Origin of the sequence: Streptomyces sp. NPDC091271 (assembly GCF_044757505.1) — a bacterium.
Taxonomy (GTDB): domain Bacteria; phylum Actinomycetota; class Actinomycetes; order Streptomycetales; family Streptomycetaceae; genus Streptomyces.
Genome location: NZ_JBIVVD010000002.1, coordinates 619716 through 637422 on the forward strand (window position 1 = coordinate 619716; position 17707 = coordinate 637422).

Annotated in this window: 16 protein-coding genes; 8 read left to right on the forward strand and 8 right to left on the reverse strand. The window is 71.1% G+C overall.

Features of this window, described 5'->3' with window-relative positions; translation table 11 throughout:
• Positions 1 to 22: 22 nt before the first annotated feature.
• Positions 23 to 1846, forward strand: coding sequence for a SpoIIE family protein phosphatase (locus ACIQM3_RS10200; protein ID WP_401621510.1), 1824 nt, complete (start codon positions 23 to 25; stop codon positions 1844 to 1846).
• Between the two features lie 150 nt (positions 1847 to 1996).
• Complete coding sequence (locus tag ACIQM3_RS10205) at positions 1997 to 3100, forward strand: serine hydrolase domain-containing protein (RefSeq protein WP_401621513.1); 1104 nt, start codon at positions 1997 to 1999, stop codon at positions 3098 to 3100.
• A gap of 48 nt (positions 3101 to 3148) precedes the next feature.
• On the opposite strand, the gene ACIQM3_RS10210 is transcribed toward ACIQM3_RS10205, so the two are convergent.
• The gene (locus ACIQM3_RS10210; RefSeq protein WP_401621516.1) at positions 3149 to 3646 is read right to left on the reverse strand and encodes a hypothetical protein; all 498 of its coding nucleotides are present in this window, start codon (positions 3644 to 3646) and stop codon (positions 3149 to 3151) included.
• Between the two features lie 75 nt (positions 3647 to 3721).
• Positions 3722 to 4297, reverse strand: coding sequence for a CGNR zinc finger domain-containing protein (locus ACIQM3_RS10215; protein ID WP_401621519.1), 576 nt, complete (start codon positions 4295 to 4297; stop codon positions 3722 to 3724).
• A gap of 103 nt (positions 4298 to 4400) precedes the next feature.
• On the opposite strand from ACIQM3_RS10215, the gene ACIQM3_RS10220 reads away from it, so the two are divergent.
• Entirely contained in the window at positions 4401 to 5573 is a 1173-nt protein-coding gene (locus ACIQM3_RS10220; RefSeq protein WP_401621521.1) for an epoxide hydrolase family protein, read from the forward strand.
• 250 nt (positions 5574 to 5823) lie between these two features.
• Here ACIQM3_RS10220 and ACIQM3_RS10225 read toward each other — a convergent pair whose 3' ends face one another.
• From ACIQM3_RS10225 to ACIQM3_RS10245, 5 genes are all read right to left on the reverse strand, one after another.
• Positions 5824 to 6729, reverse strand: a complete 906-nt coding sequence (locus ACIQM3_RS10225; RefSeq protein WP_401621524.1) for a Gfo/Idh/MocA family protein — start codon at positions 6727 to 6729, stop codon at positions 5824 to 5826.
• A 38-nt stretch (positions 6730 to 6767) separates the two neighbouring features.
• Complete coding sequence (locus ACIQM3_RS10230; RefSeq protein WP_401621527.1) at positions 6768 to 7976, reverse strand: ROK family transcriptional regulator; 1209 nt, start codon at positions 7974 to 7976, stop codon at positions 6768 to 6770.
• An 89-nt stretch (positions 7977 to 8065) separates the two neighbouring features.
• Positions 8066 to 8932, reverse strand: a complete 867-nt coding sequence (locus ACIQM3_RS10235; RefSeq protein ID WP_401622402.1) for a carbohydrate ABC transporter permease — start codon at positions 8930 to 8932, stop codon at positions 8066 to 8068.
• 80 nt (positions 8933 to 9012) lie between these two features.
• Positions 9013 to 9993, reverse strand: coding sequence for a carbohydrate ABC transporter permease (locus tag ACIQM3_RS10240; protein ID WP_401621530.1), 981 nt, complete (start codon positions 9991 to 9993; stop codon positions 9013 to 9015).
• 33 nt (positions 9994 to 10026) lie between these two features.
• Entirely contained in the window at positions 10027 to 11430 is a 1404-nt protein-coding gene (locus ACIQM3_RS10245) for an ABC transporter substrate-binding protein (RefSeq protein WP_401621533.1), read from the reverse strand.
• 135 nt (positions 11431 to 11565) lie between these two features.
• On the opposite strand from ACIQM3_RS10245, the gene ACIQM3_RS10250 reads away from it, so the two are divergent.
• From ACIQM3_RS10250 to ACIQM3_RS10270, 5 genes are all read left to right on the forward strand, one after another.
• Positions 11566 to 12612, forward strand: a complete 1047-nt coding sequence (locus ACIQM3_RS10250) for a zinc-binding alcohol dehydrogenase (protein ID WP_401621536.1) — start codon at positions 11566 to 11568, stop codon at positions 12610 to 12612.
• A 70-nt stretch (positions 12613 to 12682) separates the two neighbouring features.
• Complete coding sequence (locus tag ACIQM3_RS10255; RefSeq protein ID WP_401621539.1) at positions 12683 to 13483, forward strand: TIM barrel protein; 801 nt, start codon at positions 12683 to 12685, stop codon at positions 13481 to 13483.
• Positions 13480 to 14868, forward strand: coding sequence for an MGH1-like glycoside hydrolase domain-containing protein (locus tag ACIQM3_RS10260; RefSeq protein ID WP_401621542.1), 1389 nt, complete (start codon positions 13480 to 13482; stop codon positions 14866 to 14868). The genes ACIQM3_RS10255 and ACIQM3_RS10260 overlap by 4 nt, the downstream gene beginning before the upstream one ends.
• The gene (locus ACIQM3_RS10265; RefSeq protein ID WP_401621545.1) at positions 14865 to 16889 is read left to right on the forward strand and encodes a glycogen debranching N-terminal domain-containing protein; all 2025 of its coding nucleotides are present in this window, start codon (positions 14865 to 14867) and stop codon (positions 16887 to 16889) included. The genes ACIQM3_RS10260 and ACIQM3_RS10265 overlap by 4 nt, the downstream gene beginning before the upstream one ends.
• A gap of 25 nt (positions 16890 to 16914) precedes the next feature.
• A complete protein-coding gene (locus tag ACIQM3_RS10270) occupies positions 16915 to 17526 on the forward strand; it encodes a dihydrofolate reductase family protein (RefSeq protein ID WP_401621548.1) in 612 nt (203 codons plus the stop codon).
• A 31-nt stretch (positions 17527 to 17557) separates the two neighbouring features.
• Here ACIQM3_RS10270 and ACIQM3_RS10275 read toward each other — a convergent pair whose 3' ends face one another.
• Positions 17558 to 17689, reverse strand: a complete 132-nt coding sequence (locus ACIQM3_RS10275; RefSeq protein ID WP_401621551.1) for a hypothetical protein — start codon at positions 17687 to 17689, stop codon at positions 17558 to 17560.
• Between the last annotated feature and the right edge of the window lie 18 nt (positions 17690 to 17707).

Sequence of the window (17707 nt, forward strand, 5' to 3'; positions counted from 1 at the left end):
CGGCGAGGGCGAGGGCCGCTCGATGAGGTCCACGGACGGGTTGCTGGAGATCGGCTTCATGCGGACGGTGTTCGACAGCCTGGGGACAGGGGTGTTCGTCACCGACAACACGGGCCGGCTCACCGCGTGCAACCCCCGCGCGCAGCAGATGCTCCGCCGTCCGCAGGAGCAGATGCTCGGTCACGACATGCACGATCTGCTGCACCGCGGACCGGACGGCGCCACGGTCCCGCGGGACGAGTGCGTCATGCTGACCGTCCTGGAGAGCGGCCGGCCCGCCGAGGGCAGCGACGAACTCTTCCTGCGTGGGGACGGCACCCTGGTGCCGATCATCTGGGCGGCCACTCCTTTGCGGCACGAGGGGCGTGCGGAAGGCTCGGTGGTCGTCTTCCACGATTTCAGCCTGCACCGTGACGCGGCCGAACAGACCGCGGCCTATCTCGCGGCCCTGGAGGGGCTCACCGCCCGGCTGACGATGGTGGCGGAGGTGTCGACGGTCCTGATCTCCGCACTGGAGACGCCGGAGATGCTGGACAGACTGGCCGGGCTGCTCGTGCCGGACATGGGTGACTGGGCGGCGATCGACGTGCACACCGCGAAGCAGGCGGGCGAGATGCAGCGCGTCGCCGTCCGCGCCCCTCACGACCACCGGGCGGCGGAGGCGCTCAAGGGCCCGCTGCCTCCCCTGCCCGAATCCACCCGTTCAGCCGTGGTCCAGGCCATGCGCAGCGCCGAGCCCGTCGTTCTCGACGCGGACACCCTCGCGGAACTGCCGGACAGCCCGCTCGCGCGCGCCCACCGGGAACTGTTCGACCGGCTGGGAGGCAGCTGTGCCGTGGTGGTGCCCCTGCACACCCGGCGGCAGGTCTTCGGCGCGCTGACCGTGGCACGGGTCGCCCCCGGCTCCTCCTACAGCGAGGCCGAGGTCTTCGTGCTGGCCGACATCGCCCGCCGCGCCGGCCTGGTCATGGAGGCCGCCGTACTGTTCGAGCAGCAGCGCCATGTCGCCGAGACCATGCAGCGCCAGCTCCTCACTCCCCTGCCGCAGGTCGACCACCTCACACTGGCGGCCCGCTACCGGCCCGCCGAGAGCGCTGCCGAGATCGGCGGGGACTGGTACGACTCCTTCCTGCTGGGCGACGGCGTCCTGACGATGGTCATCGGGGACGTCGTCGGCCACGATCTCAAGGCCGCGGCCCACATGGCCGAGGTCCGCAACATGCTGCGCGCCCTGGCCTGGGACCGGACGGAACCCCCCAGTCTGATCATGCGCCGTCTGGACGAGGCCATGACCCATACGAGCGACGCCCCCATGGCCACCTGCGTCTTCGCCCGGATCGAAGGCGAGGAGGGCGGGCCCTGGCGGCTCCACTGGGTCAACGCCGGCCACCCGCCGCCGCTCCTGATCACGGCCGACGGGCACACCCGCTTCCTCGAAGACGGTCACGGCCCTCTCCTCGGTCTCAGCTCGGCCCTGCACATGGGACTGGGGTGGCCCGACGCCCATGTGGATCTCCCACCCCGGTCGACCCTGCTGCTGTACACCGACGGGCTCGTCGAGAGCCGCACCCGTGACATCGAAGCCGGTCTCGCCACGCTGCGCCGGCACGCCGCGGCCCTGGCCCGTCGCGACATCGAGGACTTCCTCGACGAACTCCTGGCCCGCATCGACCCCAGCGGCGACGACGTCGCCCTGCTGGTCCTGCGTACCCCGGCGGCGGGCGTCGGCGCCGGCACCGACGAGGCGCCGGCGCAGCACGCTCACAGCCCGGCCGCCGGCAACCGCGGGGCGCCCGGCTCCCGCATCGAGGACACACCCGTCAGGGACACCTCCGACCCGGTCTGACGCATACGACGGGCGTCCTGACAAGGGGGGTTGAGGACACCTTCGATCCGGGGCCGGGACGTACTGATCTTGCGGCGGTCGCCTGGCAGGGTCATCGGTGAGCCACCGACCGGTCCGCGTGATCCGGGCCACCACTCAGGGGGAACACCCATGCACCGCAAGCACCTCGCCGCAGCAGTCCTGCTCGCCACCACACTGACCGGGCCACTCGCCCCCGTGGCGGCTGCCCGCCCCTCGGACCCGGTGCAGCGACAGCTCGACCTGCTCGTGGACAGGGACGGTGTTCCCGGCGCGCTCGCGTACGACGGCAGGACCACCCGGACGGCCGGGGTCGCGGATCTGGTGTCCGGCCGTCACATGCCTGGCGCCCAGGGCCGGTTCCGGCTGGCCAGCGACACCAAGGCGTTCACCGCGACCGCAGTCATGCGCCTGGTCGCGGACGGGCGGATACGCCTCGACGACCGCGCCGGGGCCTATGTGCCCCAGCTCGCCGGAAGCGCCGTCACCGTACGTCAGTTGCTGAAGCAGACCAGCGGGCTGCCGGAGTACTCCGCACTGGTCGACTGGTCCGAGGCGGGCACGTCGGAGGAGTATCTGGCGCTGGCGCTCGACGCGGATCCCGTCTTCGAGCCCGGGGAGGACTGGGGCTACTCGAACACCAACTACCTGGTACTCGGCATGGTGATCGACAAGGCCTCGGGGGTCGGCTTCCGCACCTACGTCGAACGTACGATCCTGCGCCCGCTGCACCTGGATGACACCTACTGGCCGGCCCCGGGTGAGCTGACCCTGCGCGGCCCGCACGCCCGCAACTACGGCGTGCACCCCGCGTCCCCGGAGGCAGGCGTCGTGGACGTGACCGAGCTTCCCGGGTACGAGTTCGGCGCGTCCGGCGGGCTCGTCTCCACACCCGAAAACCTCAACGCCTTCTGGGACGGCCTGTTCGGCGGCCGGCTCCTGCCCGGCTGGGCTCTGCGCCTCATGACGCGGGACACCACCGGCATCGGGGGCAGGGACGTCTACCCCGCGGGCAGCCGCTACGGCTACGGCGTCGCCTCGATCCCGCTCAGCTGCGGCGGTGTCTACTGGGGCCACGGCGGCGACCTGCCCGGCGGCTCGGTGGGCGGCGGCCGGGCCACGGGCGGCCGGGGCACCGTGACCGTCTACACCACGACCTGGGCGGCCGAGGGCGACAGCCTGGAGCATCTCCAGGGCGCGGTGGACGCCGCTCTGTGCGGCAAGAGCCGCGGGTGAGCTCGGCCCGTCCCACAAGCCCCGGGCCTGACCGGACGGGCTGCCGGGTCAGGTCCGGCCGGCGACCCTTCGGCCGAGCTGTTCGAGAAAGTCCTGGACGGACTCCGCGGCGACTTCGAAATCCCCGAGCCGGGAGGCAGTGGTCGACCTCCAGACCCGTCCGCTGCCTGCCACCGCGAACAGACGTCCACCACCCTCACTGGCGAACACGATGCCAGGTGGCTCGTCGTCGATCTGGACAGATCCGTACTCGCGCGCGTGCTCCGCCACCGTCGAGGCCGGGTGGACGAAGTATCCGTGCTCCACATCAGGCATGGAGATGTGGCAGACCACCCAGTAAAGAGTCGTCAGGTCGGAGGGGATCGGCGTCAGATCCACGAGTGCGTCCGTCGCCCCATGACTCTCATCCGTCGCGAGGACGACGGCGTTCTCACCGGGCGGGTAGCCGCGCGTCTCCAGAAACGACGACATCAGAACCGAGAGCCCCGCTGAAGTCCGCTCGCACCAGCCCCGCATCCACCCGGCGTCGAGCCGCTCACCGGACACGTCCGTCCTCCTCGCACCCGACGCCGCAGATGTGTCGCGGGCCTGGGGCCCACTCGGATGTACAGAGGATGACCTTCACTCCGCCGACCTGGCGCTTCTGCGCCGGCCGGCATTGAAGCGCGCCTTCTTCTGACGATTCCCGCACGTGTTCATGTCACACCATCTGCGGGTGCGACTCCGGCTGATGTCGAAGAAGGCGGCTTGGCAGGTCGGCGATGCGCACAACGCCAATTTTCCGTCTCGTTCGCCTGCGATGACGCTGATCGCGTCGGCGGCGATCACGCTGAGGGCATCCTCCACGCAGGAAGCCGAGCCGAGCCGCCATCGCCGCTCGCCCTCGGGCGTCAGGATCGCTGCGGCCCGCCCCCTGGCGCTGCAGTCGTTGATGACGTGGACAGCGGATGCGGGGAGAGCGTCCTGGATCGCGGCCGCTGTCGCGGCGGCGTGGATCGACTCCCTCAATTCCCTAGCGAGATCGTGCTGGGCGGTGGTGCAGGAGTCCACGGCGAGGCCGCTCACCGCCAGCCAGTCCATGAGCCGGCGAGGCGTGGGAATGCGCTCCACAGCGTCACCACGACGCTCCGACAGAGTCCCCGTGAAGCTCATCGCGAGCACCTTGCCGAGGCGGAAGTCAGGGAACGCAGCACACATGGAACCACCTTAGCCGGTTGCAGCGGGGCACGGAAAACTGTTAGAACCGTCTTAGCCGGTTCACGGAGGACCGCAGCCCGCTCCACGACGGCCAGGAGGTCTCATGCCCCGTCCGACCAGCGACGTACAGGCGTTTGAAGCCCACGTAACCGAAGCCGACCTCGACGATCTGCGCGCGCGACTGGCCACGGCCCGGCTGCCGGAGGCTGAGACGGTCCATCGCGCCGCGCCCGACCCTCGCCGATGGGAACAGGGCGTCCCTCGCGCCGACCTTGCCGACGTCGTGAACTACTGGCGCACCGGGTACAACTGGCGGTCGTTCGAGGAGCGTCTCAACCAGATCGGCCAGTTCCGCACGACCATTGACGATCTGGGAATCCACTTCCTGCACCGCCGGTCCGCGCGCGCGGATGCCACTCCTCTGATCCTGACGCACGGCTGGCCGGACAGCATCGCCCGGTTCATCGACGTAGTGGACGAGCTGGCAGATCCGAAAGATGCGGACGCGCCGGCGTTCCACGTCGTGGTCCCGTCACTGCCGGGCTTCGGATACAGCGACAAGCCGGCCACCACCGGGTGGGGAACCGAAAAGATCGCGGCCGCATGGGTGGAGCTGATGGGAAGGCTCGGCTACGACAAGTTCGTAGCCCACGGTGGCGACTGGGGAGGCAATGTCACCACGATTCTCGGCGGCAGGTTCCCGGCGCACGTTCTCGGCATCCACACCACGTTCGCGGAGGCACCGCCCGGGTCGACGACGGACGGACTGACGGCGGTCGAGCGCGAGTGGGCCGAGGAAACCCGTGATTTCTGGCGCCATCGCGCGGCGTACGCGAAGCAGCAGGCGACCCGACCGCAGACCATCGGCTACTCGCTGGTCGACTCACCGATCGGGCTTCTTGCCTGGATCCTTGACAAGTTCGCCGAGTGGTCCGACACCGAGGACAGCCCCTTCGAGACGATTTCCAGGGACCGCGTTCTCGACGACGTCACCCTGTACTGGCTGACTCGGACCGGCGCATCGGCGGCCCGCATCTACTACGAGAGCCACAACTCGCTGGACCCCGAACTTCGGGTCGACGTCCCGTCGGCACTCACCATGTATCCCCGCGACGTCGAGAAGTGCCCGCGCCCCTGGGCGCAGGAGCGGTACCGACAGATCGTCCGGTGGAGGTCGCCCGAAGCCGGGGGCCATTTCCCGTCGCTCGAGGTTCCCGAGTATTTCGTCAAAGATCTGCAAGAGGGCCTCGCGGCAGTGCTGGCCGCTCATCGGTGAACGCGGCTCGGCGACCCTGCACTCGATCACCGCCTGATACGAATCAAGACGCTGCCGGTCGGGCCCACTGGTGGCCCGTCAGGTTTCCCGGTGGTGCCACCGTGCTGCGGATCAAGGATGAGCCGGACATGGAGCTCCACGCCGCCGCCATGCGGGACCCCGCGGGCAACGAATTCGATGTCGCCCGAGGGTCACTTCCTGGCGCTGTTCACGGGTCGTTCCATCCGCCGCGCGAAGCCGCCCTCCTGGTTCAGCCGGCCGTGCGTGCGGCCATGTCGAGCAGCTCCTGTATGTGCAGGCCGTGGGCGGCGTCGATGCCGGTCCCCCGGCCCGTCCTGACGGCGGTGGCGAACTCGCGCCGGAGGACCGGCCAGCATTCCTCGTGGTCGATGCCGGCCGTGTCGTAGACCAACTCCTCCCCCGGGCCGAACAGTTCGATCCTGGTCCTGGCCTGCGGAAGCTGTACGCACCCCGAGAGGGATGCCTGGCTGACCGCGCCGTTCTCGTGCTCACAGGTCAGCTCGACCCAGCGGCGCGGATCCCCGGTCGCCCGTACGGAGACGATGGGCGCGACCGCGGTGTCGAGGAGGTCCAGGAGGTGGGGGCCGAGGTCGAGCAGAGCGCCGTGTTCCAGCCGCCAGGACGTGGCGAACTCCCCTCCGAGGAAGGCCCCGTGCAGATAGCAGGAGCGGGCTCCCGTGACGTCGCGGGTGGCCGCCTCGGCGAGGAAGGCGCGGGTGGCCGGGTGGTACCGCTTCGTGAGGACGAGCTGGGAGACCACCCCGTGGTCGCGGACGGCGTCCGCCACGGCACGGGCCGCGTCGAGATCGGCGCCGAGCGGCTTCTCCAGCAGGAGGGCGCGGCCCGCCGCCGCGGCCCGGGGTGCGAGGACGGACTGCACGGCGGGCGGCACGGCGAACGCGACCGCCTCGCAGCGGTCGAGGAGCTCCTCGAAGGAGGCGGCGACCGGTGCGCCGTAAGGCTCGGCGACCTCGGCCGCGGCCTCGGGGCGGCGCGCCCAGACCGCGGCCAGTGAGGTCTCCGGCCCGGCGGCGAGCATGCGGGCGTGCATGGCCCGGGCCCAGGGGCCGGCGCCCACGAGGCCGACGCGGACCGGTTCGTGGGGTCGGCTGTCCGGGATGGGGGCGGTGGACATGGTGCTCTCCGTCGTTCTGCTGTGGGGGGGCGTTGTGCTCAGGCCCCGGTACGGGTGAGTGCCGCGAGGCGGGCGTCGGCGCGTTCGGGTGCGTACAGGTGATCGATGACCATGCGAGCGGCCCCGACCAGGGCCGCGCGGTCTCCCAGTTCGGAGGTGACGACCTGGAGGTGGGCGGTGGTGCGCGGCATGGCGCGCTGGTAGATGAGTTCGCGGACGCCGGTGAGGAACGGGGTGCCGGCCAGGTCGCCGCTGAGCATCAGCACGCCGGGGTTGAGCAGCGTGACGACCGTGACCAGGACCTCGCCGACGCGCTGCCCCGCCTCGCGGGCGAGCCTGACTGCATCCGGCTGGCCCGCGGCGAGATGCTCGCGTACGTCGGATCCCGACGCGGTGGGCACACCGGCCGCGGTGAGCTGTCCGGCGATGGACCGGCCGCTGGCGACGGCGGCGAGGCATCCGTAGGACCCGCACATGCACAGTGCGTCGGGGCGGTCGTGCAGGCGGATGTGGCCGATGTCGCCCGCTCCGCCGTCGATGCCCCTGTAGACCTCGCCTCCGACGACGACGCCGGCGCCGATCCCCGTGGACGCCTTGATCAGGACGAAGGCGCTGCAGTCCGGGTGGCCGGCCCGCTGCTCGGCCAGGGCCATCAGGTTGGCGTCGTTGTCGACGAAGACGGGTAGGGGTCCGGCGGCCGGCATCGGACCGACGTGCTCGGTCCAGGCCTCGCGCAGTCGTTCCCGTACGGGGAAGCGGTCCCAGCCCGGCATGATCGGGGGCTGCACGATCTGGGCCGACTCCCAGTCCACCGGCCCCGGCACGGAGAGCCCGATGCCGCAGACACGCTCGGCCCCTACCCCCGCCTTGGAGAGCAGCGGGCCGAACCAGCGCGCCAGTTGGTCCAGGGCGCGGTCGGGGCCGTCGGCGATGACGAGGGCCCCGGTGTGCTCGGCGAGGACGGTTCCGGAGAGGTCGAGCGCGGCGACGCGGGCGTGCCGGGTCTCCAGGTCCGCGACGAGTACCACTGCGTGGGCCGGGTCGAACTCCAGCCGGGCGGAGGGGCGTCCGCCGGTGGAGGTGCCGGTGGCGCCGCGCAGCCAGCCCGCTCCGAAGAGCTGGTCGAGCCGGTGCCCCACCGTGGAGCGGGACAGGCCGGTCGCCTGCTGGAGCTCGCCTCGCGTGGTGGCTTCGCCGCTGCGAATGAGCCGCAGCAGATGCCCCGCGCTGGCCTGGTTTCCTGCCATCCCCGCCGTCCTCGCCCTGTCTGTCGCGTCCGTGCCCGCCCTCCGGGGGCGTTCGGTGTCTCTCCCCGCCGGCCTCCCGGCTCCCGGCGTCAGCCCTTGTCGGCACCGCTGGTCAGGCCCTCGGTGAGGAGCCGTTCGGCGGAGAAGAACAGGAGTACCACAGGGATGGTGAGGACGACCGACCCGGCCATCAGCACCGTCTTGGACACCTCGATGCCGTTGGCCAGTTGCTGGAGACCGAGGGAGACCGTCCACCGTTCGGGGTCGGCCGCCAGGAAGAGGAGGGCGAACAGGAACTCGTTCCAGGCAATCATGAAGACGTAGAGCCCGGTGGCCATGAGGGTCGGCAGTGCGAGCGGCAGGATGATCTTGCGTACGGTCTGCAGCCGTGACGCGCCGTCGATCGCCGCCGCCTCCTCGATGCTGAACGGGATGGTGACGAAGTAGTTCTTCAGCATGTAGATCGAGACGGGCACGGTCTGCGCGATGTAGACGATGGCGAGCCCGACGAGGCTCCCCGACAGCCCCATCTTCGCGAACATGACGAAGAGCGGGACGGCCAGCAGCGTGGCAGGGAACAGGTAGACGGCCAGGAAGACCGCGCTGATCTGGCGGTTGCCGAAGAACTTCAGCCGGCTGACGGCGTACGCGCCAGGCACCGCGGCGGCCAGCGTGAGCAGGACGGTGGCGATGGCGACGAGCGCCGAGTTGAACAGCATGCCGAGGAAGCCCTGGCCGCCGTCCTCCGAGGACTTGAGGACGCTCTCGTACGTGTCGAGCGTGAAGTCCTTCGCCGAGACCCAGAGGTTGCCCGGGTCCAGGAGGAGTGCGTCGATGGGCTTCACCGACAGCATCAGCATGTAGTAGAAGGGCACGATCGTGATCGCCGCGAGGAAGGCGATCACCACCCAGCGCAGGACTCCGAAGAACCGTTCCTCGAACTGGGCGCGGGTCAGCCGCGGCCGGGGCCGCCGCGACGCCGGCAACGGGCGGGCCGTGCGCTCGGCCGGCTCGTGGGTCATGGTCGGTGTGGAGGTCATGCCGACTCCTCCTGCATCTTCTTGCCGAAGAACTTGAAGTAGACGCCCAGGAGGGCCATGAGCACCACGGCGAGGACGAGGGCCTGCGCGGAGGCGGCTCCGACGTCGAAGCGCGAGGTGAGGAAGTCGTAGACGCGGACGGCCACGACGTCCGTGCCGGAACCGCCGCCGGTGAGCAGGTAGATGTCGTCGAACTTGTTGAACGTCATGATGAAGCGGAGGACGGACAGCAGGGCGATGACGGGCATCAGCTGCGGCAGCAGGATGTGCCGGAAGCGCTGGGACAGCGTGGCACCGTCGACCTCGGCGGCCTCCTCGAGGCCGGCCGGTACCGCCTGGAGGCGGGCGAGCATGAAGAGGAAGGCGAACGGGAAGTAGCGCCACGTCTCGAAGGCGATGACGGTCAGCAGGGCCAGCGGGATGTCGAAGTGGACCCCGAGCACGCCGACTTCGTAGGACCGGGTGGAGAGGAAGGCGATGGGGTCGTCCCATCCGAAGAGCTTCTGGCCCCATTCGTTCACGATGCCGTACTGCGGGCTGAGTGCGACCTCCCAGACGAAGGAGACCGCGACCACGGGGGCGACGTACGGCAGGAGCATGGCTGCACGCAGGGCGCCCCTTCCGCGGAAGGGCTTGCGCAGGGCGAGGGCGGCGATCAGCCCGAGGACGACGGAACCGGCGGTGGCGCCGACGGTGTAGAGGAGCGTGGTGCCGAGGCTGCTCCAGAAGCCGGGCGAGCCGAAGACCTGGGAGAAGTTGTCCAGGGTCCAGCGGCCGAAGAGGCCGTTCTCCTGGATGTCGACCAGCTTGGCGTTCTGGAAGGCGAGCAGGACGGTCCAGAGGATCGGCAGGATCACCACGACCAGGACCACCAGGAAGGTGGGGGTCACGAAGGCGAGGCCTGCGCGGTTCTCCCGCCTGCTCGTACTCTGCGGTGGGACGCGGCGCTTCTTCGCGCCGCTCGTGATTGTGCTCATGGGTCGGTTACCTCGTGAGGGAGCGGCGGGCGGCTACTGGAGGGACTTCTGGAGGGCGGCCACTTCGTCGTTGGCCTCCTCGGCGGCCTCGTCGGGCGAGAGCTGGCCGCTGGTCATCGCCCCGATGGCCTTGGCGACGGGGAGTTCGCCGTTCGTGGCGCCGACGAGGGCGCCCTGCCCCTGGGTCAGACCCCACCGCTTCATGCCGCCGACGCCGGTGACGAGCCGGTCGAGGAGCGCGGAGGGGTAGGCCTTCTGCATGGACTCGCGGCGGTCGACGCCCATGACGCTGGCGCGCCACGCCTGATCGAAGGAGCCGGGCTTCTCCGCCGTGCCGGTGCGGACGGGGATCTTGCCCTCGGGGGCCATGCCGAACCAGTCCGCGTACCCCTTGCCCATCATGTACTCGATGAACTTCTGGGAGGCGTCCGTCTCGGCGCTCCGGGTGACGGCCCAGGACGTGATCTCGCCGAACTGGGCGGGTTCCTTGCCGTCGGGGCCCTTCAGGGAGGTGACGACGCCGGTGTTGCGGGCCAGGAAGTCCGGGTCCTTCTTGCACTCCGGGCAGCTGGGCAGCGCGTCGGACCGCAGGCCAGCGAGCTCGTCCAGGAGGAAGGACGACCAGACCATCATCGACGACTGCCCGGCGAAGTAGGTGGCGCGGGTGGAGTCCACGCTCTGGGTACCGGGCGCTCCGTGCTCGCGGGCGAGGTCGTCGTACGCGGCGAAGGCGTTGCGGCACGCCGGGGAGTCGAGAGCGGGCTCGCCCGCCTCGTCGACCAGCTGGCAGCCGTTGGCCAGGGCGAGGTCCTCGAAGCTCTGCTGGGTGAAGACGTCCGAGGGGTCGGTGGCCAGCGAGATGCCGTCCCGACCGCCCTTGTCGAGGGCGGCGGCGGCCTTCAGGGCGCTCGGGTAGTCCTCCGGTGCGTCGAGCCCGGCCTTCGCGAACAGGTCCTTGCGGTAGACGAGGATCTGGAGCCAGGCGTCGGAGGGGACGCCGAGCCTGGTGCCCCGGTCCGAGGTGAGCTCGAGCGCGTTGCTGTTGAACGTGTCCGGCCGCAGGTCCTTCACGATGCGGTCCGCGACCTCGGTGTTGAGCAGGCCGTTGCCGTACATCTGCCAGACCTGGCCCATCGGGACCGCCCCGATCACATCCGGGAGCTTGCCGGCCGCGGCGGCGGACATGATCAGCTGCGGCAGCTGGGCCTCGTCCACGCCGACGAGGTCGACCTTGACGCCGCTCTCCTTCTCGAAACGGCTGATGACCTTTCTGGTCGCCGCCATCCGTGGCGGCAGGTTCTCCTGCGACCACACCGTGATCCTGTTGTCGGGCTGCTCTGCGCCGGAGCTGCCGGAGCAGCCGGCCAGGAGGCCCCCGGCCAGGGTCGCGGCGAGCCCGAACAGGGTCACCCTCGACCGTCGGGTCTTCATCACCATGCTGTGTCCTCACGCCACTTACGCACTGTCCTGACGCATCTCAGCATCACTTTTGCTTGTTGACAAGACATAACTCTGAGATATCTTCGACTGAAGTCAGCGAGCAACACCCCTTCAAGCGCTACCGGAGCTCTCGTGGAACGCGTCGTCCAGTTCACCGGCCCCCGTCAGGTCGAAGTCGCCGAGCACGAGAGCGCCCCGCTTCCCGCGGGGCACCTGCGGGTCCGCACCCGCTACTCCGGCATTTCGGCAGGAACCGAACTCACCGCCTACCGGGGGACGAACCCGTACCTGACACGCACCTGGGACGCCGAGGCCCGTATCTTCCGCGACGGGGCGGCCGGGATCGAGTACCCGGTGGCCGGCTGGGGCTACTCCGAGGTCGGCGAGGTCACCGAGGTCTCGCCCGAGCTCGTCGGTACGCCCGGAATGCCGGTCGCGGGCGATCTGGTCTGGGGCATCTGGGGGCACCGCAGCGAGGGCATCGTCCCGGCCGAGCGCATGGTCGGCCACACCCTGCCCGCAGGCCTGGAACCGCTCGCCGGGGCCTTCGCCCGGGTCGGCGCCATCGCGTACAACGCGATCCTCGCCGCCGACATCCACCTGGGCGAGGACGTGGCCGTCTTCGGCCAGGGCGTCATCGGGCTGCTCACCACCCGCCTCGCCCAGCTCAACGGCGCACGCGTCACCGCGGTCGACGCGCTCGACGGCCGGCTCGCGACGGCCCGCGAGTACGGGGCGCGCCACACCCTCAACGCCCGGACCGGCACCGTCGCAGAAAGCATCCGAGCCGCCACCGGCGGGGCGGGCGCCGATGTCGCGATCGAGATCAGCGGTGTGTACCCGGCCCTGCACGAGGCCGTGCGCTCCGTCACCGTCGGCGGCCGGGTCGTGGCCTCCGGCTTCTACCAGGGCGACGGCGCAGGTCTCCGCCTCGGCGACGAGTTCCACCACAACAGGGTGCAGCTGATCTGCTCCCAGATCGGCGGAGTGCCGCCGCAGCTGGCGGGACGCTGGACCGTCGAGCGGCTCCAGCAGACCTTCCTCTCGCTGGTCGCCGAAGGCCAGGTCGACGTGAAGTCCCTGGTCAGCCACGTCGTGCCGGTGGCGGAAGCCGCCGACGCGTATGTGCTGCTCGACGAGACGCCCGCCGACGCCCTCCAGGTCGTCCTGGAGTTCTGAGCCCTCGCGGCCAGAACCGATCCACCCACCGGAACTCCCGAGCGCCCTCCGACGGCGCCGAAAGGCACCCATGCTGAAAACCGCCTGCCAGGAACAGCTTCTCCCCGGCGACACCCTCCAGGAGAAGTGGGCCTTCGCCCAGGACGCCGGCTACGACGCCGTGGAGCTGCGGTCGAAGGGGGACTTCCACTTCCGTGACCGCCTGCCCGAGCTCAAGCGGGCCCTCGCCGACGGCGTGGTCATGCCGACCGTCTGCGTCGACATGCTGCACTTCTTCGCCGCGTTCGACGACGGCCTGCGCCGCGACGCCCTGGAACAGATGAAGTCCCAGCTCTCCGTCGCTGCCGAGATCGGGGCGCTGGGCGTCCAGACCCCCGCGTCCTACGGGATGTTCTCGCGCAGGCTCCCCCCGTTCGAGCCGCCGCGCACCGAGGAGCAGGACCGAGAGGTGCTGCTGTCCGGCCTCTCCGAGCTGGGCGAGCACGCGCGCCGCGAAGGCGTCGCCCTCTACCTGGAGCCGCTCAACCGGTACGAGGACCACATGGTCAACCGGCTGGAGCAGGCCGTCGACCTGATCCGCACGGTGGGCCTGGACTCCGTCCGCATCGGTATCGACAGCTATCACATGAACATCGAGGAGGCCGACCCCTCGGCGTCGATCCTGGCGGCGGCGCCCTACATCGGCCACGCCCAGGTCAGCGACTCGAACCGCTTCCAGCCGGGGGCCGGCCACCTCGACTGGCCCGCCTGGATCGGCGCGCTGCACAGCATCGGCTACGACGGCTACCTCGCCGCCGAGTGCCGGCTGACCGGCGACCCCGTCGCGGCCGTCCGCTCCATCCCCGCGTTCCTGCGGAGGTCCGGCGCGTGACGTCGCTGCTCGAAACCCCCGTGCCCGCCGCCGCTGATCACCTGACCCTTCGGCGCGGCGCGGCACGGGTACTCCTCACCAACTGGACGGGGTCCTCCACCGTCCCGTCGCGCGGCCTGTATCCGCACCAGTGGAGCTGGGACTCGGCCTTCATCGCGATCGGTCTGCGTCATCTGTCGGTCCGCCGGGCCCAGCTCGAGCTGGAGAGCCTGCTGGGCGCGCAGTGGGCCGACGGGCGCGTCCCCCACATCGTGTTCAGCCCCTCCGTGCCCCTCGACGCGTACTTCCCCAGCCCCGACTTCTGGCGCTCCTCCGTGGACGGCGCCACGGCGGGCGCCCCGGCCGGCACCGAGACCTCCGGCATCGTGCAGCCCCCGGTGCACGCGCTCGCGGCCTGGCTCGTCCACCAGGCGGACCCGGAGACATCGCGCGGCCGCGGTTTCCTCCCCCGTGTGTACGACCGGCTCGTCGCCTGGCACGACTACCTCACGGGCCCCCGTGACCTCGGGGGCGGCGGCCTTGCGGCCGTGGTGCACCCGTGGGAACCCGGCATGGACAACAGTCCCTGCTGGGACAGCCCGTTGGGGCGTGTCGAGCCGGCCGCCCCCGGTTCGTACCGGCGCGCCGACCTCGACCACGGGCAGCCTTCGGAACGCCCCACCGACCTGGACTACGGACGCTATGTGCGGCTCGCCGCCGACTACCGCGACAGCGGTTACGCGGACGTGCCGGGCGGGCACGCCTTCGCGGTCGAGGACCCCTGCGTCAACGCGCTGCTGATCGTCTCCGAGCACGCGCTGGCCCGGATCGCCGCCGAGACGGGGGCGGACCCCGCCCCCCACGAGGCGCGGGCGGCACGCCTCACCGCGGCCTTGGTGGAGCGGCTCTGGTCGCCCGCCGACGGCATGTTCCTCTGCCGTGACCTGGTCGGCGGTGAGCTGATCCCCGAGCGCAGCGTCGCCGGGCTCGTCCCGCTCATCGTGCCCGGCCTCCCCCAGGACATCGTGGACGCCCTGCTCGGCACGGCGACGGGCACCGGCTTCCGCCTCGGCGAGGTCCCGATGGCTCCCTCGTACGACATCACCGGGCACGCCTTCGACCCCTCCCGCTACTGGCGCGGTCCCGCCTGGTTCAACACCAACTGGCTGCTGGAACGCGGTCTGCGCCGGTGCGGGCACGCGCAGGCTGCCGATTCCCTGCGCGCGGCCATGCTCGACGCCGCCGGTGCCAGTTCCTTCGCCGAGTACGTGGACCCGTTCACGGCCGAGGCCCGCGGCACCCGCTCCTTCGGCTGGACGGCAGCCCTCACCCTCGATCTGCTGGCCGCCACGCGACCGGCCGACGACGGCGCCCCTCACGACACCCCGATCGGAGCACACACGTGAACGGCACGGCGGAGACCACGCTGGTCCGCGCGGGCACCTTCGCGGTCCTCGGGGCGGACGGCGGTGTGAGCGGCCGTCGCGGCACCTCCCCCGACGGACTCTTCCATCGCGACGCCCGGCATCTGAGCCGGTGGACACTGACCGTCGACGGCACGGAGCCGGCCGTGCTGGTGCCGTCGGACGGCGAGGCGTCCGCCCGGTGCGTGCTCACGCCCCCGGGCACCCGGGACGAACCGGCGGGCTACACCGTCTTCCGTGAACAGGCCGTCGACGCAGGCGTCCTGAGTGAGTGTCTGCGACTGGTCAACAACCGTCCGGCGCCCGTCACCGCGGTCCTCTCCCTCACCGCCGACGCCGACTTCGCCGACCAGTTCGAACTGCGCTCCGACAAGCGCCGGTACGAGAAGACAGGTGCGCTGCGCTCGGCGAGCGCCCACGCCGAGGGGGTCACCTTCACCTACGAGCGCGGCACATGGCTGTCCCGTACGGCGGTGTGCGCGACGCCCGCCCCGGCCACGGTCCGGCCCGTCGGCGTGCGGGACACGGCCCACCGGCTGGACTGGCACCTGGAACTGCCCGCCCACGGCACGGCCGAACTCCTGCTCACCGTCACCGCGTACGCGCACGGCGCGCCCGCGCCGTCCCTCGTCGGCACACCGGCCGAGGCGGTCGCGGAGCATGCTGCGGACACCTCGGCGTTCACAGGCGCGCCGCTGCCCGTTCCGGCCGGCGCGCCGGAGGGTCTGGCCGCTGCCTGTGCCCGTGGACTGAGCGACCTGGCGGCCCTGCGGGTTCCGGCCACCGGCCCGGACGGCGAGCGCGTGCGCGTACCCGCGGCGGGGATCCCCTGGTTCCTCACCCTCTTCGGGCGCGACTCCCTGTTCACCTCGCTCTTCGCCCTGCCGTACCGGCCGGAGCTGGCGGAGGGCACCCTGCGCGCCCTCGCCGCCACCCAGGGCACGGAGTACGACACCGGCCGCGGCGAGCAGCCGGGGCGTATCGTCCACGAGATCCGGCACGGCGAACTGGCTCACTTCCGCCAGGTGCCGTACGGCCGCTACTACGGCTCGGTCGACGCCACCCCGCTCTTCCTCGTGCTCCTGGACAGCTTCACCGAGGCGACGGGCGACCGTGCCCTGGCCGCCCGTCTGGAGGGCCATGCGCGCGCGGCCGTGGACTGGATGTTCCGCGACGGCGGCCTGGACGACGGCGGCTACCTGGTCTACTCGCCCGACCCGCAGGGCCTGGTGAACCAGAACTGGAAGGACTCCGACGGCGCCGTCTGCTTCCTCGACGGCACCCAGGCCGAGGGCCCGATCGCGGTCGCGGAGGCACAGGGCTACGCCTACGACGCGCTGGTGCGCACCGCGCGGCTGGCCCGCTCGGTGTGGGACGACGACGCGTACGCCGACCGGCTCGACAGCGCCGCCGCCGGTCTGCGGGCCCGGTTCCTGCGGGACTTCTGGATGCCCGGACCCGACTTCCCGGCGCTCGCCCTGGACGGCCGGGGCAGGCAGGTCGACTCGCTGGCCTCCGACGCCGGACACCTGCTGTGGTCCGGCATCCTGGACGACCGGCACGCGCGGCGCGTGGGGCGGCGTCTGCTGGAACCCGACTTCTTCTCGGGCTGGGCCATCCGTACGCTGGCATCCGGCCAGCCGGCGTACCACCCGCTCTCGTACCACCGGGGCACGTCCTGGCCGCACGACAACGCGGTCATCCTGCTCGGTCTGGCACGGTGCGGCCTGCGGGACGAGGCGCGCACGGTCGCCCTCGGTCTGCTGGAGGCGTCGGCCCACCACGGTCACCGGCTGCCCGAGGTCATGGCGGGCTACTCGCGCGCCCAGCACCCCCGGCCTGTTCCGTATCCCCACTCCTGCTCGCCGCAGGCCTGGGCGGCGGCAACTCCCCTGGCCGTCCTCACCGCGCTGCTGGAGGAGGACGAACGTGTTCCCGCCCGCCACGGCGCCCCAGGAGTGGCACAGTCGTCTCCCGTGGACCGGAGGCCGCAGCGGCCGTGACGTCGGCGGAAGAGAGTGATGCGTGATGAGGCTTGTCGTACAGGAGTTCCTGTCCCTCGACGGTGTCTCCCAGGGCCCCGGCTCCCCGGACGAGGACCGGAGTGACGGTTTCGACCAGGGTGGGTGGTTCGTACCGCACCTGGACGAGGAGTTCGAGGAGATGGCTGCCACCTGGCTCGGCACGGCGGACGCGTTGCTGTTCGGCCGCCGCACCTACGAGAACTTCGCCCGGGACTGGCCGACGATGACCGGCCACCCGTTCGCGCCCCTCATGAACGGCCTGCCCAAGTACGTCGCCTCCCAGAGCCTGACCACGGCCGCGTGGAACCCGACAACCGTCCTGAGCGGCGATGTGCCTTCCCAGGTCGCCGAAGTGAAACGCCTGCCCGGCCGGGAGCTGCAGATCCACGGCAGCGCCCGGCTGGCACAGTCCTTGCTGGCCGCGGGCCTCGTCGACGAGCTGCGCCTGGTGATCGCCCCGGTCGTGGTGGGCCGTGGCCGGAGGCTCTTCCCGGACGGCGGCGCCCCGGCCGGCCTGCGGCTCGTCAGCCACAGGACGACCGCGCGGGGGCTGTCGGTCCACACCTTCGAATCGACAGGACTGCCGGAGAAGGGCGTGTACGGGGCCGGGGCCTGAGCCGCCCGCTTACGCAGGAAGGGGGCGGCTGCTACCGCTGTCCGTGCACCCGGTCCTGCAGGCGGCGGCCCTCGTCCCGCAGCCGCTGGTCCTGCAGGGCCTTGCCGTCCGCTTCCATCTTCCGCCCTCGCAACAGCTTGAGCGCGGAAACCATCTTGCCCATGAGATCTCCTCACGATCT

Excerpts from the sequence above, each read along its gene's own strand:
- ACIQM3_RS10225 (WP_401621524.1), bottom strand. The coding sequence starts at position 6,729 with ATGTCCACCGCCCCCATCCCGGACAGCCGACCCCACGAACCGGTCCGC.
- ACIQM3_RS10215 (WP_401621519.1), bottom strand. The coding sequence starts at position 4,297 with ATGTGTGCTGCGTTCCCTGACTTCCGCCTCGGCAAGGTGCTCGCGATG.
- ACIQM3_RS10220 (WP_401621521.1), top strand. The coding sequence starts at position 4,401 with ATGCCCCGTCCGACCAGCGACGTACAGGCGTTTGAAGCCCACGTAACC.
- ACIQM3_RS10245 (WP_401621533.1), bottom strand. The coding sequence starts at position 11,430 with ATGGTGATGAAGACCCGACGGTCGAGGGTGACCCTGTTCGGGCTCGCC.
- ACIQM3_RS10270 (WP_401621548.1), top strand. The coding sequence starts at position 16,915 with ATGAGGCTTGTCGTACAGGAGTTCCTGTCCCTCGACGGTGTCTCCCAG.
- ACIQM3_RS10205 (WP_401621513.1), top strand. The coding sequence starts at position 1,997 with ATGCACCGCAAGCACCTCGCCGCAGCAGTCCTGCTCGCCACCACACTG.
- ACIQM3_RS10240 (WP_401621530.1), bottom strand. The coding sequence starts at position 9,993 with ATGAGCACAATCACGAGCGGCGCGAAGAAGCGCCGCGTCCCACCGCAG.
- ACIQM3_RS10255 (WP_401621539.1), top strand. The coding sequence starts at position 12,683 with ATGCTGAAAACCGCCTGCCAGGAACAGCTTCTCCCCGGCGACACCCTC.
- ACIQM3_RS10200 (WP_401621510.1), top strand. The coding sequence starts at position 23 with ATGAGGTCCACGGACGGGTTGCTGGAGATCGGCTTCATGCGGACGGTG.
- ACIQM3_RS10275 (WP_401621551.1), bottom strand. The coding sequence starts at position 17,689 with ATGGGCAAGATGGTTTCCGCGCTCAAGCTGTTGCGAGGGCGGAAGATG.
- ACIQM3_RS10230 (WP_401621527.1), bottom strand. The coding sequence starts at position 7,976 with ATGGCAGGAAACCAGGCCAGCGCGGGGCATCTGCTGCGGCTCATTCGC.